12 protein-coding genes are annotated in these 17,019 nt (G+C 39.4%); 2 read left to right on the top strand and 10 right to left on the bottom strand.

Features of this window, described 5'->3' with window-relative positions; genetic code table 11:
- Nucleotides 1–2 precede the first annotated feature (2 nt).
- A complete protein-coding gene (locus tag B4N43_RS08935) occupies nt 3–3,197 on the bottom strand; it encodes a SusC/RagA family TonB-linked outer membrane protein (RefSeq protein ID WP_286734245.1) in 3,195 nt (1,064 codons plus the stop codon).
- Between the two features lie 218 nt (nt 3,198–3,415).
- On the opposite strand from B4N43_RS08935, the gene B4N43_RS08930 reads away from it, so the two are divergent.
- Entirely contained in the window at nt 3,416–4,426 is a 1,011-nt protein-coding gene (locus B4N43_RS08930) for a LacI family DNA-binding transcriptional regulator (protein WP_286734242.1), read from the top strand.
- Between the two features lie 171 nt (nt 4,427–4,597).
- On the opposite strand, the gene B4N43_RS08925 is transcribed toward B4N43_RS08930, so the two are convergent.
- From B4N43_RS08925 to B4N43_RS08915, 3 genes are all read right to left on the bottom strand, one after another.
- Nucleotides 4,598–7,006: a TonB-dependent receptor domain-containing protein gene (locus B4N43_RS08925; protein ID WP_145328789.1), complete on the bottom strand. Its 2,409-nt coding sequence runs from the start codon at nt 7,004–7,006 to the stop codon at nt 4,598–4,600.
- Between the two features lie 136 nt (nt 7,007–7,142).
- Nucleotides 7,143–8,813: a PspC domain-containing protein gene (locus B4N43_RS08920; RefSeq protein ID WP_145328791.1), complete on the bottom strand. Its 1,671-nt coding sequence runs from the start codon at nt 8,811–8,813 to the stop codon at nt 7,143–7,145.
- A complete protein-coding gene (locus B4N43_RS08915; RefSeq protein WP_046673104.1) occupies nt 8,806–9,177 on the bottom strand; it encodes a PadR family transcriptional regulator in 372 nt (123 codons plus the stop codon). The genes B4N43_RS08920 and B4N43_RS08915 overlap by 8 nt, the downstream gene beginning before the upstream one ends.
- 154 nt (nt 9,178–9,331) lie before the next feature.
- Here B4N43_RS08915 and B4N43_RS08910 point away from each other — a divergent pair, with 154 nt between their 5' ends.
- Entirely contained in the window at nt 9,332–9,715 is a 384-nt protein-coding gene (locus tag B4N43_RS08910) for a VanZ family protein (protein WP_286734238.1), read from the top strand.
- Nucleotides 9,716–9,896: 181 nt separating this feature from the next.
- Here B4N43_RS08910 and B4N43_RS08905 read toward each other — a convergent pair whose 3' ends face one another.
- The 6 genes from B4N43_RS08905 to B4N43_RS08880 form a co-directional block, all read right to left on the bottom strand.
- Nucleotides 9,897–10,595, bottom strand: a complete 699-nt coding sequence (locus tag B4N43_RS08905) for a ComF family protein (RefSeq protein ID WP_286734236.1) — start codon at nt 10,593–10,595, stop codon at nt 9,897–9,899.
- Nucleotides 10,596–10,636: 41 nt separating this feature from the next.
- Nucleotides 10,637–11,707 carry a 23S rRNA (adenine(2503)-C(2))-methyltransferase RlmN gene (gene rlmN / locus B4N43_RS08900; protein WP_145328839.1) on the bottom strand — a complete coding sequence of 357 codons (1,071 nt, stop codon included), beginning with the start codon at nt 11,705–11,707 and terminating at the stop codon, nt 10,637–10,639.
- Between the two features lie 104 nt (nt 11,708–11,811).
- Nucleotides 11,812–12,393 carry a tRNA-(ms[2]io[6]A)-hydroxylase gene (locus B4N43_RS08895; RefSeq protein WP_070561487.1) on the bottom strand — a complete coding sequence of 194 codons (582 nt, stop codon included), beginning with the start codon at nt 12,391–12,393 and terminating at the stop codon, nt 11,812–11,814.
- A gap of 71 nt (nt 12,394–12,464) precedes the next feature.
- Entirely contained in the window at nt 12,465–13,505 is a 1,041-nt protein-coding gene (locus B4N43_RS08890) for an Atu2307/SP_0267 family LLM class monooxygenase (RefSeq protein ID WP_286734234.1), read from the bottom strand.
- A 173-nt stretch (nt 13,506–13,678) separates the two neighbouring features.
- Nucleotides 13,679–14,347, bottom strand: coding sequence for an AcvB/VirJ family lysyl-phosphatidylglycerol hydrolase (locus B4N43_RS08885; protein WP_286734232.1), 669 nt, complete (start codon nt 14,345–14,347; stop codon nt 13,679–13,681).
- Nucleotides 14,348–14,368: 21 nt separating this feature from the next.
- Nucleotides 14,369–16,963: a phosphatidylglycerol lysyltransferase domain-containing protein gene (locus B4N43_RS08880; protein ID WP_286734230.1), complete on the bottom strand. Its 2,595-nt coding sequence runs from the start codon at nt 16,961–16,963 to the stop codon at nt 14,369–14,371.
- Between the last annotated feature and the right edge of the window lie 56 nt (nt 16,964–17,019).

The raw sequence follows: 17,019 nt of genomic DNA, 5'->3' as shown, positions 1-17,019 counted from the left end.
GACTAGAAGTTTAAATTAAGACCTGCTACGAAAGTTTTGCTTTTCGGATAAGCCGAATAATCCACCCCCGGCGTGAGGTTGGTCTTTCTCCGTGTAGATACCTCAGGATCAAAGCCACTATAATTGGTCCAAACCGCGAGATTATATCCGGAAATATATACTCTAAAGTTCCGGATTTTCAACCTATCAGTAAACGCTTTAGGCAGCGTATAACCTATTGTAACAGTTCCCAAGCGCAAAAAGGAGCCATCCTCCACAGCCCAATCGCTGAATACAAATTTACTTGTAAGCGGAGACCAGAGACTCGTATTTTTATTCATATCGGCCAATTGGTTAGGGTCATTACTGATCGTTCCATCGGGCAGTAAGTTCGTCCAACGTTGCCCTTCTTCCATTACCGTGAGCATATTGCGGTTATTATACTTACTCGTAGATGTATATTCAATCTTATTGGCATTGTAGATATCGTTTCCATAGCTCCAGTTAAATAATGCTGTCATATCAAAGTTATAGATACGTGTATTGATTGAAAATCCACCGGTATGTAGTGGATTTGCATCTCCAATAATCGTCTGATCACTTGCATCGATTTTATGATCATCACCAACTAGATCTTTTAATTTCATTGTTCCCGGTCTTATGGTGCCAACGACAGTAGAGGCATCAGCTACGCCATCTTTTAAAATCCATTTTTTTGATGCTGCATCATAGCCTGTAAAATCAGAAACTTCATATCGCCCGTCACTCACGTAACCATACATTTTTCCAACCCGCCCACCAGTCTCTACAACGTAATCCGTTCCAATTTCCGTTGAAGCCCAACCCGAAGCCATTGGAATCGAGGTCAAGGTTCCCAAAGAATTAACTTTCGTTTGATTGAAACTAATATTGCCACTAAAATTGAGATCAAAGTTCTTCTTATTTATTGCGGACCAGTTTAGAGTAAGCTCTATCCCTTTATTTTGGGTTTCACCTAAATTTCGATATTGATCATCATAACCTGATCCGGCAATTGGGAAAAGAATCAAGAGATCTTTTGTTTTATTTTTATACACATCGACCGTTCCCGATAGCTTTTTCTTGAATAAAGTAAAGTCCAAACCTATATTCTTTGAAATGGTCGTTTCCCATTTCAAATCCGGATTAGACATCGTTTTTGACGTAGCCCAATAATTATTATACCCATTGACCCATTCTGTGTTCTTAACTGAAAATATTGGATATATCTGCTCTAATGGAATATTATTATTTCCCGAGGTACCCAAGCTTGCTCTAAGTTTTAAGTCATCAAGCCAAGATTGCGTCTTGTCCATAAATCGCTCTGATGAGATCCGCCAAGCAGCTGCCATGGATGGGAAATACCCCCAATAATTGTCTGCCGAGAACTTGGAGGAACCATCTGCCCGGAAAGTTGCATTAAATAAATACTTCGAGTCAAAGTCATAATTTACCCGGCCAAAAAATGAAAGTAATTTTTCGTCAGCAAACATGTAATTGTTTATCGTACTCGATGCACCTTGCGGCGTTAATTTTCGGGTATCATCCAGTTTAAAGCTGTTCGGAAAACCGTGTGTCGTATTGGTATTTAATGTTTTTTGTGTAAACAAATATTCCTGGCCAACCAGCACACTTAAACTATGTCCTTTAGGAAGGAAATCTTGAAAGTTATAGTTTAATGTATTTGTGGAGCGTATCCCCTGAGTCGACGTATTCAATGAGATAAGAGCAGGCTTATTTTGATCTAAAGCAGCGGGAATATTACGCACATAATACGTCGTTGGACCATAAAACCGATCATTATAGTTGTGATAATCATCAAAGCCAAATTCTGTCCTGAACCGTAGGTTTTTAACAATATCCCAGCTAAATGCAGCATTTAGGTTATACGTTCTCCTTCGCTGTAACTGATCATTATCGACCAAAGACTCTAACGGATTATACAGATTGAATTCATCATCGGTTTCATCACTATTTGTTAGGCCCCCAACAGGAAAGGGAGGATAAATCATGGCGAATTTTAAACGGGAATCTGATGAAGAGGCTTCATTCTGTTCATTCATGCCTCCACCTAAAATGCGAACATCCGAAAATCGCGCACCCAAATCTATGGAAGTATTCTTTGATGGTTTATGGTTTAGTTTAAAATTGACATTTTGTCTCCGAAAACCAGACATTTCCATAATCGCTTTATCTCTCACAAAGGAATGAGAAATTGAATATTTCGTCTTATCACTCCCCCCTGACAAATTAAAATTTTGGTTAAAAGTATTACCGGTCCTTCCAAATATAAGCTCTTGCCAATCATTTGAAGGCACGTCTTTATAGAGGTCAATATCTTGAAAATTACCAAAGTATTTGACATAAGTATCCAGTTTATTTTGCAACAATGCCTGTTCGTACTGCCAGGTTACATAATCGTAGGGAGACAATACATCGAGCTTTTTTGCCAAATTTCGAATTCCGCCAAAAGCGCTATAACTAATTGATGTTTTTCCTGACTTTGCACTTTTGGTGGTTACGATAACAACCCCATTTGCTCCCCGAGAGCCATATATGGCTGCCGAAGATGCATCTTTTAACACATCAATGGACTCAATATCTGCTGGCGCGATATCTGATATCGAAGACATCGGAAAACCATCCACGATATATAAAGGCGCATTATCTCCTGTAACGGAGCCTCCGCCACGGACGCGGACCTTCATTTCTGCATCTGGGGATCCTTCTGTAGAAGAAATCTGAATCCCAGCCATTCTTCCCGCAATCGCCTCAAGAGCTGAAGATACTGGAGCTTTAGAAATGGTTTCTGCACCTACCGAAGTTACAGCTCCTGTCAGATCTTTCTTTTTGACCGTCCCGTAACCGATGTTTACAGTTACCTCTTCCAATGCATTAGACTGTTCTTCCAAAATAATGTTAAGTGTCTTCTGATTCTCAAGAACTGTTACTTTTTTTGTCTGAAATCCAACATAGGTAAATTGAAGTTCTTGATTGTTACCGGCTATTTCGATACTAAACTTTCCACTTTTGTCCGTCACAGCAACAATTCTTGTTCCTGGCACCGTTACACTCACACCAACCAATCCTTTTTGATCCGTACCAACGACCGTTCCTTGGACTTTTCGGGCTTGAGCGTGTGCATTTAATGTGAATAACGAAGCGCAAATAGCAGTAGATATTACTAAGGCCTTACTCATATTTTTAGGTTTTTAAATTACAATGATTAAATCACTCTTGCAGGAACTGCATCGAAATTTAACTGGTTATCATACAATCAAGTTTACAAGTTATATTTCACTTGTTCATGCAAGTATCATTAAAAAGTTATGCAAACGTTGCCGGCAACGTTTGCATATGCCCGTGAATTAGGTTTTGTAATTTTTTTTGATTAATATTATAGTCTATTTTGCCAATTATGAAATTCGAAAACTATACAATCAAAGATATTGCTAAAGCGCTCAATTTATCTACTTCTACGATCTCAAGAGCTTTGAGAGATAGTTATGAAATAAGTCCCGAAACAAAAAAGGTTGTATTAGAATACGCGAAAAAAATAAACTATCGTGCCAATCCTATTGCTAGGAGTTTAAAAGAGCGGCGAAGTCACTCAATCGGTATTATCGTTAGCGAAATAGCTAATAATTTCTTCTCCCAAGTCATAAGCGGTGTAGAATCAATTGCCTATGATAAGAACTTTCAGATCATTATTTCACAAACACATGAATCTTCCGAACGGGAACGACTGAATGTCGAATACCTAACTTCTAGGTCTATAGATGGACTACTGATTGCATTGTCTTCAGAAACTGAAGACATCTCCTATCTACATCAATTGAAAGAAAGAGGATTTCCAATAGTCTTTTTTGATCGGATCCCACAGCAGTTCGACACCTACAAAGTTGTCGTAAACAATCAACAAGGAGCCTATGACGCAACTCAGCACCTCATAACACTCGGAAAGAAGAAAATCGCGCACCTAACAAACTCTAAATCACTGTCCATCACGAAAGATCGATTAGTTGGCTATAAAAAGGCCCTTATGGCAAATCACATCGATTTTGACCCCAATTTGGTAAAATATTGTCAACATGGTGGACTACATGTAGAGGAAATTGAGACGGCTGTCGAGGAACTTCTCCGCATTGGTTTCGATGCTATCTTCATTTCCGGCGATAAATTAACCACAGGATATCTTCATGTCATAAAAAAAAGGCCTTTCGGGCCTGCACAAGGTATCGCCATTGCAGGATTCACAAATTCAAACGTTGTGGACCTATTTTCCGCCAAATTGACCGCAATTCGCCAACCTGCATTCGAAATGGGAAAAATTGCCACAGAATTGCTTATTAAGTTAATAGAAGCAAAATATCCCATTACGGAATTTGAAACCCTTGTATTGCCTACGGAATTGGTCAAAAATGACTAATTATAACTTGGTGCATTTCTTAAATAACAACAGCTACACAGAAAAAGATGCTTTCTGATTCATAAGCTATATGAAATACTCCGAATAACTTAAATATATGAAACAGACAATGCCAAAAAACCGTAAGAATATGACATTCCTACGGTTATATATTAGAAAAACAATCGAGTCCTATTGCGCTCTTTCCTTCTCCTCGTTACTTGTATCTTTCTTACGATAGTTATTTTTTAAATTTCCGAATTTATACGAATAGGTCAATCGAACCACACGACGATCTTGGTATTGCCTGATACTGGAGTCAAAATCGCCGAAATTAGTTTTCAGATTCTGATTCCCTGTATTAAACAAGTCGCTCACCGCCAGTTTCAAAGAACTACGTTGATCTTTAAATGTCTTTGTCGCTCCAATTTCCATATCCCATCGGGCCTTCATATCGTATACATTATATTTGAAAGGAGAGAAATATCGCAAATTGACATTAGCCGACAGACTTTTCGCTAATTTTAAATTGTGCATCGATGTAGCCTGCAAAAGAAATGACTTCCTTTTCAGCGGATGACCGCTCACCATGCCATCAAAGTTAAAATGGATGCCTGTAATATTGTTATTCATGCTCCAGATCTTGGATACCGTTATCGGTATGTTCAGATTCAGGTAAGCAGTCAAATTCTTTCCTAAATTTTCACGTATAACCCAAGTTTGTTTCAACACTGAATCTTGCCCCATACTCTCTACAATAGCATCCCGCACATCGTTAATACCCAATGTCACATTGTAACGTTGCATCAACGTATAGTTTAGTGTGAATTCATTGGAAAATTGCGGATTCAGATAGGGGTTACCACGTTCGAAGGTTAATTTATCAATGAAATAATCAAAAGGATTCAACTGTCTGTAATTGGGACGGGTTATTTTCCTTGCATAACCTAAGGAAAGAATATGATTCTCATCGAGGGTATATGTCAGATTTGCATTCGGAAAAAGTTTAAAGTAGTTCCGCTTCACCTGCTTATTTAAGGTCAATGAGTTTCCATCAGAAAATGTATATTCTCCTCTCGCACCGACCTTCAGCCCCCATTTTCCTATCGTATTATTATAGTCTATATATCCAGCGGCGATCTGCTCCTTATACACAAAATGATTCGTCCGCTTTTCATTATTGATCCAGGAATTGTTCAAAAAATCTTCAAAGGTTAAGTCATTATCCGACGTAACATTAGAATATTTAGCTCCCATCTCAAGCTTGGAGACCTTAGATAGCGGTTGTTCATAATCCAGTTTGGCGACATAGATATCGATTCCGATGGGCATTCTACTCCGTTGGATCTCCTCGGGAGTAATCGCATCCATCTGACCATCAAAATATTGGTTATTATACCCCACGCCTTTACTGCTTTTGAATTTACTCCAATCCAGATCAAGGGTAAGTTTTCTGCCGTTAGAATCAATTCTAAACTCATTGTTTAAATTAGCAGAGTACCGATCAAATAACTCTTTGAATTGCGATGTCGAAATCAAAAGCGAATCCAATGTTGTAAAAGACTTTCCTACATTGGTCTTACTATCGTTATCATTGTATTCGATATTATTCGAACCATTAAACTGCACGGTTAACGTATTTCTGGCTGATGTCCTTTGCTCAACACCGAAGCGATAGGAATGATTCTGTTCTTTTTCATCCAATATCGACCTTTGTTTAAAATAGGTCTTTTCCCCTTTATTCTGAATAACACGATCAAGCAGGAGCTTCCGGTGACTTTTCTCATTCGAATAGGCATACGATCCAAATACTGTCGTATTATTCTTTTTATAATTTAAGGATAAGGAGCTATTCCCTCTGAATTTTTCTCCCCGCCCTGCCGTCATGTTAAAGGTTCCATTAAATCCTTCCATCCGATTTTTCTTGAGCACAATATTTATAGTCCCCACAGCCCCCTCAGCGTCATCTTTTGCTGCCCGGGTAGTGATAACTTCGACGGACTTAATCTGGTTGCCATCCGTACTCTTCAAAAAATTCACCAACTGCTCACCCGACATATAGGTCTGCCGACCATCGATGGTCACTGATACACCAGATTGACCCATCAACTGTAGGTTATTATTGTTATCTAAACTCACTCCAGGAGCCCGCTGTACAATATCTAAGGCATTATTCCCTGCGGCCAAGGGAGAGTTTTCGACATTTAAAACCAGTTTACCAGGCTTGCTTTCAACCATCGGCCGCTTACCCTCTACGGCGACCTCCTGCAATTTTCGTGTGTCCGTGTTCAGCAGGATCGTTGGGACCTTGTAATCTGATTTACTGATATCAAAAACGTTGCTCTTATTGGCCGTATACCCAACCATTTTGACGTCGACATAATAACTTCCAGCTTGTATATCCGAAAATTGGTATTCTCCATTTTCATCTGTAACAACTGCTTTCAAAATAACGGTTGTTTTTGCCTTCATCAGATAAGCAGTTGCAGAAGCCAAAGGCACATTATTTTCCACCAGTACTTTGCCTGTAACTTTCACTTGCGCATAGGCAAAGGAAGCAATTAAAAAATTTAAGAGTAAGAGGTAAAAATATCTTTTCATTCGTTTATAAATAGGTATAATAGCATTTACTTTTGATGGTACGAAATAGGCTTATCACACGAGGTTCAGTAGTGATTTTCGAGGTTACAGCTTCAATAATTTGTCTTCCGCCTAAAGGCGGAAGACTTGGTTTATGTTATTTCTTTTTTGTCTCTATGGTAACACCATCTTTTTTGACATTGATAATGGTATCTCTACGGATAACAACAGACGTATCATTTGCGATTACTTCATTGCCTTCAGCATCTGTTTCGTCACTGTCATCTGACTTCTTGGGTGGCAATGCACATTTCAACCCGAGTGACGTGACTACAAACTCGACGTCTTTTACATCCCTTAGGTCTTCACTATAACGGTCACGACATTCGTAAAATGAAATATCCCTTAATTTATCTTCCAAATTATCATTAATGATCAGCTTGGTGCCTACTGGGAGAAACAAGGTAATATTGACTTCTTGATCCCGATAGAGCTCACCTTCATTCAACTGGAACGCATTGTCAAATGTTAATGATGTACTATCTTGTCTCAACGCATAGTTAATTTTACCTGCTCTGTCTGTTGCGACTTTATAGGAATTTCCTTTAGCCGAATACTCATAACGTACATAAGGTTCCTGTAGAGAATCGATACGTTCGACACGGATACGAATATTACGTCTCAGATAAGTAGAGAGGTTTTCGTTTTTTATACCCAAACCGCTTTTTACACCATTTTTTAAGCGGATGACGCGAATATCATTTTCATTTAAGTAATAAACAGCTTGTTTTTGCAGTGGCTTCTCTTCAACAATCGTACTGGACTCTTTGAATTCCTTTGCTACCGATGTAGCGTAGTAGATAATTGCGCCTATCGACGCCAACCAGACTAAAAATAAAGTGGTTGTCAAATAATTGTTCATTGGTTTTTTCTCGAAAAGAACGCGGAGAAGCAAATAGAACAATCCAGCAAAAGGGATAAAAATGGCCAAGAAACCCGCTATCAAAGCAAAAGGTACATCGCTTGGATTCATGAGATAAAAAGGACCAGAATCGTCCATGACGTCAGGGATAACGTTCACAATAGCCAGTGCAAAGAAGATAAGTCCAATGATCAACCCGATGAGCGTTAACCCAACAATAATAACAAAGAATACCCCGATGACTTTCACAAAGACCTGCAATAATTTAGCAACACTATCGCCTGTACGGTCCATTCCCCTCGAAAACGAATCCCTCACCCCGCTCATTTCTTCATCGAAAGAACGTTTGAAGTTCTGAATATTCGGTGCCTCCCCACGCATTTCCATCTTATCTGCACGAGTTACAGCGAGCGGCATGACGATCCATAGGATGACATAGACTAATACGCCCGATCCACCGATCACAACAAATAAAGCAAAGAGTAAACGTACCCATTTAGCCTCAATGCCAAAAAAATGTCCCAGTCCACTACATACTCCACTGAAAACTTTGTCATCAGGGTCGCGCATCAGCTTCTTCCCTACTTTAAAGCCGTCTGCATTTGGCTGGCGCTGAAAAGATGCATAACCATCCTGATCCTCAGATTCAAAATCACTTACACTCCCCATTTGCTCTATCACAGCATTAACATCGTCCATATTCAGAACTTCTTTACTGCCCGCCTGAATCTTTTCGGTAAACATCTCAGAAATACGATTTTCGATGTCCTCTAAAATCTCCCGACTATCTTCCGATTGTCCAAAGTGCTTCTTTATATCAATCATGTAGGAGCGAAGCACCTCATAAGCATCCTCTTCAATATGGAAGACGATACTATTTATGTTGATAATTATTGTCTTATTCATCGTTATTATCTTTAACTGGTTTAGTTGAATCATTGTTTCTACCCACCAATGACGTGTTTACAGCAAACACGAGCTCATTCCAGGTAACATCTAGTCGCGAAAGGACTTCTAACCCTTCTTGGGTAATTTCATAATATTTTCTAGGCGGACCTGAAGTTGACTCCTTCCATATATAGCTTAACAGGCCGTTGTTTTTTAGACGTGTTAAAAGCGGATATAAGGTTCCTTCCACAACCAATAATTGAGCTTTCTTCAGTTCGCTGATAATATCGGAGGCATAAATTTCTCCTCGAGAAATTATGGATAGGATACAATATTCAAGTATCCCCTTCCTCATTTGGATTTGTGTATTTTCAGCTATCATAACAATACAAAGATATATGTATTTTATGGTACCATGCAATACATAGTACCATACGAAACAAAACAAATTTATTAAAACACTGATTTACAGGATAATAATTTTTAAATTCATAATATTTTTATTTCTATCAGGAAATTTTTGGATATTTAACGCCATGATTAAAATCTTATTAGACTATAAATGGTGTTTTATTTGGGCCATAATAGTTATTATTTTATGCACACTCCCGGGGAACAATTTTGACGCAGTTCCCGCCTATCCAGGTATGGACAAATTAGTCCATTGCGGGATGTTTTTTGTTTTCTGTACGTTGCTTTACAATGGTATTATCCAGCAATTCAGCGGTAAACCAACCCGCTGGCTTCCGATTTTTATCGTATCTATCCTCGGATTTTTATTCGCTGGACTGACAGAATTACTTCAGCTTTATGTTTTTACTTATCGGAGCGGTGATTGGTGGGATTTATTTGCCGACAGCATCGGAATAGGGATGGCCGGGTTTGCCTATCTACTAAACTATGTCAACCGAAGGTCGTAAATACCGGGTTGATTTAGTTTTGACGGTTTCGTCATTTTTGAGTGCGTTACCAAACCTATATTTGGGGTCTATATATTAGCTTAAATTATAGGAACTCGCATCAAATTATCGGAACGCGTTCTTCCGGGTTGCGAATTTTATTATTTTTAAATGAGCCCATACGCTATGGGTTAGATTGGGCCTAGGCCCTTGCTAAAGTCGCAATAGATACCCGACAGTCTGTAGCATCTAAGAGTGCTAATGCCGCGGAAACAATCGTAGCGCCTGTTGTTAACACATCGTCCACCAATAGAATGTGTACATTGGCCGGCACCCCAGTGGCCTGACAATCGAAAATATCACTTACATTTTCGTAACGGTCGAGTCGCCCCTTACCTGTTTGGCTAATTGTCGCTTTCTTTCTTACCAAAATATCTTCACGCAATGGGATTTCCATCGCTCTGGACAAACCTCTTCCAAAGTAAGTGGATTGATTATAGCCTCTTTTTCGGAGTTTACTCTTGTGTAATGGCACAGGAACAATACAATCGATATTCTGATAGGCCTTTGCTTCTATTAATTTTAAGCCGTATAGATAACCAAAATATTCCGCAAGAAAAGGTTGATTATTGTATTTAATCTGATAAATGAGGTGCTCTACACGGCTATCCTTTTGCATGAACAAAAAAGAACAGGCCTCTTCCACTGGAGCTTTCCCCCAAAGCTGTCTTGCGGTATCATTATCTGAATATTCGTGAAAATTAGTATAAGGCAAATGGAAATCGCATGCTACACAAATAAACTTTTCCTGATATTTTAGCACACAGCCGCAACAGCCACATTCTCTTGGAAAAAAGATGGATACAAAATCGCTAAAAAGCTTATTTAATTCGGATTTCATCTGGTAAATTCCCCTATTAAAGATAGGAACTATCCTTCAGATTATGCCTCGGCTTCCTCCTTTTTCTCGTCCTTGATTGCTAATTGTCCACAGGCGGCATCGATATCTTTACCACGGCTACGTCTCACATTCGTGATGATACCTTGACTTTTTAGATAATTTGCAAATACCTCGATTTTATCCGCTTCAGCATTTAAGAAATCGGCCAGTGCTATAGGATTATACTCAATCAGGTTGACCTTACAAGGAACGTGTTTACAGAACTTAGCAAGTTCTTTTGCATCCTCCAATTCGTCATTGAAATTGTTAAAGACAATATATTCAAATGTAATTGGACTTTTTGTCTTCGCATAAAAATATTTGAGGGCTTCTGCCAGAGCTTTTAGTGAGTTCTGCTCATTGATCGGCATAATTTCATTTCGCTTTTTATCATTTGCGGCGTGCAAAGAAAGTGCTAGATTAAAACGTACCTGGTCATCACCCAATTTTTTAATCATTTTTGCGATACCCGCAGTGGAAACAGTGATCCGCTTAGCAGCCATATTTAATCCGTCGGGGGCCGTAATGCGTTCAACCGACTTCATCATATTGGCATAGTTCAACAAAGGCTCACCCATCCCCATATAAACGATATTTGTCAGTGGCTGCCCGTAGTTCTCTTCGGCTTGCTTGCTGATCAGAACGACTTGATCATAAATCTCATCGGCATTGAGGTTCCTCTTACGGTCCATATAGCCTGTTGCACAGAACTTACAGGTCAAGCTACAGCCCACCTGTGAGCTGACACAGGCTGTCATTCGTTCCGGAGCGGGTATCAACACCCCTTCAATGATATTGTTATCATACAGCCAAAAACTACTTTTAATTGTTTTATCCGAGCTGATCTGAGATTCTTTAACTGTTACTGCATTGATCGTAAAATTCGCTTTCAGCTTCTCACGAAGGGACTTACTCAAATTACTCATCTGATCAAAATCTACACAAGATTTTACCCAAAGCCATTCATAAATCTGCTTCGCACGAAAGCCCTGCTCCCCCAACGCTGTAAGTTGATCTTTGATCTGATCCAAAGACAAACTCCTGATATCTATTATTTTACTTTTTTCAATCACGGTACAAAGATAAGAATAAATAAGTGACAAAAAATCCCGTTCTAAGAAATAGAACGGGACAACTGTTATGTATGTGTTTTAAAATAGGTAGGAGCGCGGTCCGATTAGCCATGAATGGCTTCTTTATTTCCGTACGACTGAATCAGCTTCCCTTCAAATTCCAACCACTCCTTCCAACGCTTTTCTACATCGACGTCTACGGTATATTTGCGTGCAAAATTCAAAAATGTTGTATAATGATTTGCCTCAGACACCATTAAATCATGGTAAAACTTCGCAAGATCTTTATCTTGAATATTTTGCGAGAGCACTCTAAAACGTTCGCAGCTTCGGGCTTCAATCATTGCCGCGAATAATAAACGGTCAATAAAAGCCATATTTCTACTACCATCTTTTTTAGAGAATTTCATCAATTGGCCAACATAATCATCTTTTCTTTCACGTCCCAAGGTATAGCCACGTTCTTTGATGATATCAATAACCATCTTAAAATGCTCCATTTCTTCGATAGCAATTGCTGTCAGTTCATGCACTAAATCTTCGTATTCTGAGTTGTTTGTGATTAATGATATTGCATTTGAAGCAGCCTTTTGCTCACACCAGGCATGATCAGTCAAAATTTCTTCTAAATTTCCTTCTGCGATGTTTGCCCATCGCGGATCTGTCAACAACTTTAATCCAAGCATCTTACTCTCTAAAATGATTTACGCCACAAAGGTAGCGAATATCTCAGCGTTAAAAAAATGATAATCGCTCTTTAGGCATCTTTATGAAGAGCCTTTCGAATTTCAGGCGCTATTTTTTCGCCAAAAATCTCTATAGAACGCAGCATCTCTTTATGCCCAGGAGCGCCCACATCCATGTGTGCAGAGAAACGTGTCAATCCGAATTTTTCCTGTATTTGCAAAATTTTATCTACGGCATAAGCAGCATCTCCAACAATGAGGTGCCCCCTTGAAGATCTTCCAAAGTCATATTGTGTACGTTGGTATGGTGGCCAACCCCGACTTGCTCCGATACGGTCCATCTGTGCCGAATAAATCGGATAGTAATAATCCGCTACCTGAGTGTTGTTGTCGCCAAAGAACGCATGCATGTGCACCCCAACCTGGAAATTAGCCATATCATGTCCATTATCCTCATATGCTTGACGATACATTTCAAATAAATGATCGAAGCTTTCATACATGCCGCCGATGATAGCAAACATAACCGGTAAACCAAGTTTTCCTGCACGGATAACAGAAGATGTTGTACCACCTACAGCAACCCAGATCGGCAGTGATCCATTTTTAGGCCGAGGAAATACTTCTTGATTGATTAATGGTGCTCTAAAATTTCCTCGCCAAGTAATTGGATTTTGCTTGTTCAATCGTAGCAAAAGCTCAAGTTTCTCTTCAAATAATTCGGAATAATCTTTCAGATCATAACCAAATAAAGGGAAGGATTCAATGAAGGATCCTCTTCCAGCCATCAGCTCGGCACGTCCATCGGATAAAAGATCGACTGCCGCGAAATCCTGAAATAATTTAACAGGATCCGCAGAACTCAATACCGAAACTGCACTGCCCAATTTAATATTTTTGGTAACTGCAGAAGCCGCAGCCAAGACAATTTCGGGTGCTGCAACCGCATAATCTGCCCGGTGATGTTCCCCGATTCCAAAGAAATCCAATCCTACTTGATCCATAAGCTTGATCTCCTCAATAATTTCTTTCATTCTATCTTGCGCTGCCTGGATTTGACCTGTAACAGGATCTATCCTCGAGTCACCAAACATTCCTATTCCTAATTCCATAATTGTCTATTTAAATTCTAAATCAAAATTAAGACCTTCTTCATTTAATTAAATTGATGTAGGACAAGAAATCCGAATAGCTTCAGAGCTTTCACCGATTTTGACAAGGTAAAAGGCCTATCGCTACTGTATAACCACCATAAAGGAAAGCTAGCAGACAATAACCCGCCCAATTAGAAGAGAGCGACCGTACTCTTCGCTACCTGGTCTGCATTCCCACTAAAATGATGGCCTCCGGAGAGGTATTTTTTTGTAAAATTCTTAAGTGTTATTTTTTGTACAGGAAAATCGGCTTCATCGTCACCGAGAATGATGCCCGTTTTGACTCCATCCATGCGATTTATTTCGGAGACAACATCAAGGCTTCGCTTTATATTACTTCGTCCTAGAATATCGGCTATATGGATCTCCAGATCTGTAGATACAGAGGGCTCTAAAAGAACAACGCTCTTTACGTTCTTCTTAACGACAGGGTCCAAACGATTAACAATAAAAGGGACCGCATCTGCTCCAAATGAATATCCAACGACGAAAAGACGCATATTCTGCCGTGAGGATAGCAAAGTCCTCAAGGTATTAGAAATATCTTCTGCTATCTCTTTCGGGCTTTTCTTCTTCCAGAAATAATTTTTTGAATCAAGAGCTGCAACAGTATATCCTGCTCCAGCAATTAGCTCACAGAGCTTATTTGAGAACGAATTGAATCCTCCATCTCCACTCAGATAGAGAACCAGGGGTAGTACAGCTTTATTATTCCAATATTTCATGTCAATCAAACGTTGTTGAGCAAAAGCATGAAATGCTATGCTACCAATTATAAATAAAGTGGCTAATTTTTTCATCTGTATGAGATTTACATGAAGCTATTCATTCGGTTTCATCACTTTGACCAGTGCTATAGGAAGTTGTAAGAGATCAAAATCGTTATCAAATATAAGGTATTTATTTTCCCAAAATGTCGCATACTTCTCTTTGAAATCACGCAGACTATGGTAATGTTTAAAGTTTCCCAATCGTGTTGAGGCAAACTTCATAATCTTTTCAGCGGGACTATCTGTCGCTCCCAAGCCCGTCATTGGCACCATGCCCAAATTTAGATAGACATACTTTTTGGCTTTAGCATATGCAATAAGCTCAACAATCAATGCATCCATACTCCCACCTGGTGCGTCAAGCGATTTTCGGATCATATCATAAGTGCACTCATCTTTAGCATAATCGGGAATAATATTCAGAAAGGCGACAATATTATTTTGCTCATTTTTCAATACAATAATATCTTGCATAATAAGCTCATTTTCATCAAACATTCCTTGCGAAAAAACCATTTCCTTTTTATCAAATTCTTTCAACCATTCATTGGAAATCAATCTTAGCTCGTCTATAATTGCTTTTTCCTGCGGAGCTTTCAACACCTCCGTTGTAAAACCCTTTTTTTGAATTGCATTAAGTCCATTACGTAATGACTTACGGTCTTTTCCTTCTAGCTTGAATGTTTCCAATTCTAATACAGCCTCCTGTCCAATGGTGATTTTTTGCTTACGAAGAGATGAAAAATGAACCAAGCTATTTTCATCAACACGGTAATAAATGGCCTTTAAACCATTCGCATAACAATATTGATCAAATTCTTGAACCAGCTCTTCCTTATCCCCCTGCTCACAGACAGGTTCATCCAATACGATAGCAAATTCATTCGCCAAGCGATAAGCGGTAAATCCCTCCGAGACTTCTGAGAAGAACAGACTCTTATCTTTTCCCAATTTAAAGAAGTCCATCGGAGACTGTCCAAATTCAATTAGTAATTGTTCTGCATGCTCCATTTTGGAGCTACTCGAATCTTCGTCATCAATCAGCCGAGGACGTGCAAGTGCGTAGATCAATAAGAACCAACAAAATAGTCCCAAAACTTGAGTGATGCGCAAAAATTCTTGACCAAAAGCTGTTTGTGGCATCAATTCATCATCTGCAAACAACAGAAAACTCCGTGCCGTATGATATATTGATTGTCCCCATGTAAAGTCTAGCCCGAAATGTTGCTTATCAATGAAGTAAAAACTCAACACATCAAACAGGCATATCGCTATCAGAGCGACAAAAAATGTGATAAACCCAATTCTTACCCAACGAATATTACTCTTGATGCGATATTGTTTATAGCTCATTGCCAATAAAATCAACGTCAACAAAGCAACCGATGCCTCTTCATAGTCCAGTGCCTTAAACACATGTCCAAACAGCGACAAAGCACTAAACACCACGGCGATCCAAAACGCAATACGGAAACCTTTAATCAGGTATGCCGAAGTTACCAATAATCCTAAGCCCAAAACCAATACCATAAATTTAGAAGCATGAATTGCTTCCAGCGGTAAATAAAAACGATCAAGTTTCATACGATCAGCCAAAGGAGGTGTCAATACGGAAACAAGATTTACCACACCTAAGAAAAATATAAGCAACGCCGGTCCAATACGTGCCAGCAATTGCTTACCACGCCATGCAAAGGCAAGGATTCCCAAGAGTAATGGAAGCCAAAATTCGAATGCCCGATAGAGAATTGTAATGCCCAATCCTTCTGCCTGCGAGTAGCCGTACGCTTTAAAAATATACAGCATGGTCAGCTCTACAGCCCCAAGGCCCCGTAGAAAAGGAGAAACAATCATCAATACGACCGAAACAGTATAGGCAATAGCCGCAGCCTCGAAGGAGTGTTCCAAACCAAGAGCATACATACTTACAAAAGCATGGGCAATACCGCAACATTCGACGACCATGGACGCCAACATGGTACCCAACAAATATTTTAGCTTGACTTCCCCTGAAAATATTTCATCGATGTTAGAGGCTACAGCAGGAAACTTTAATTCGACCCAGCGATAAATGCCTTTGTGTGTTCGAAAAGACCAGACCAGCCAAAATACGACAGCCAGGAGCAGTCCCAAAACCACTAATGAGATCCAGGCGTCACCAAAATTTTTATTATGCCAGATCGTATACAATATAACAGGTACACCAATCATAAACACCGTCAGTAGTCCGACATAGCCATACAGCGCCCCTGCTTGGTGAATTTGAGTCGTATTCAAATTTCTTTTCCGCAACTCCGTTGTTGTATATGCCAAAGAACTAATCCCACCTGCAGGAAGAAACACACTGAGTAAATTTCTCTTCAGGAAAAGATCAATGGCGATTCTCAGATTAATAGAAAGACCGATCGCTTTAAAACTCTGCACATACATCAATCCCTGAAGCACAATATAGACGATGGTAATTCCAACTCCAACTGAAACCCAGGTTAGGTTGGCCGTGCGCAACTGCGGAATAATTGCGGCAAGCTCTTTCCGCTCATTTCTAAAAAATACGAAGGCCAATAAGATAACCAAAACAGCTATTAATTCCTTCCAATAGGTCTTTGGCGAAAAATGCCGAATCCGTTGAGCAATAGTTTTGGCCATATGATCGTTTAATGATGAATAACCTTTAAATATATTATAAACACTAAAATAAAGCT

It is taken from the genome of Sphingobacterium sp. UBA1897 (genome assembly GCF_002337775.1).
Lineage (GTDB): Bacteria > Bacteroidota > Bacteroidia > Sphingobacteriales > Sphingobacteriaceae > Sphingobacterium > Sphingobacterium siyangense.
This window is presented reverse-complemented; position numbering and strand designations above follow the sequence as displayed.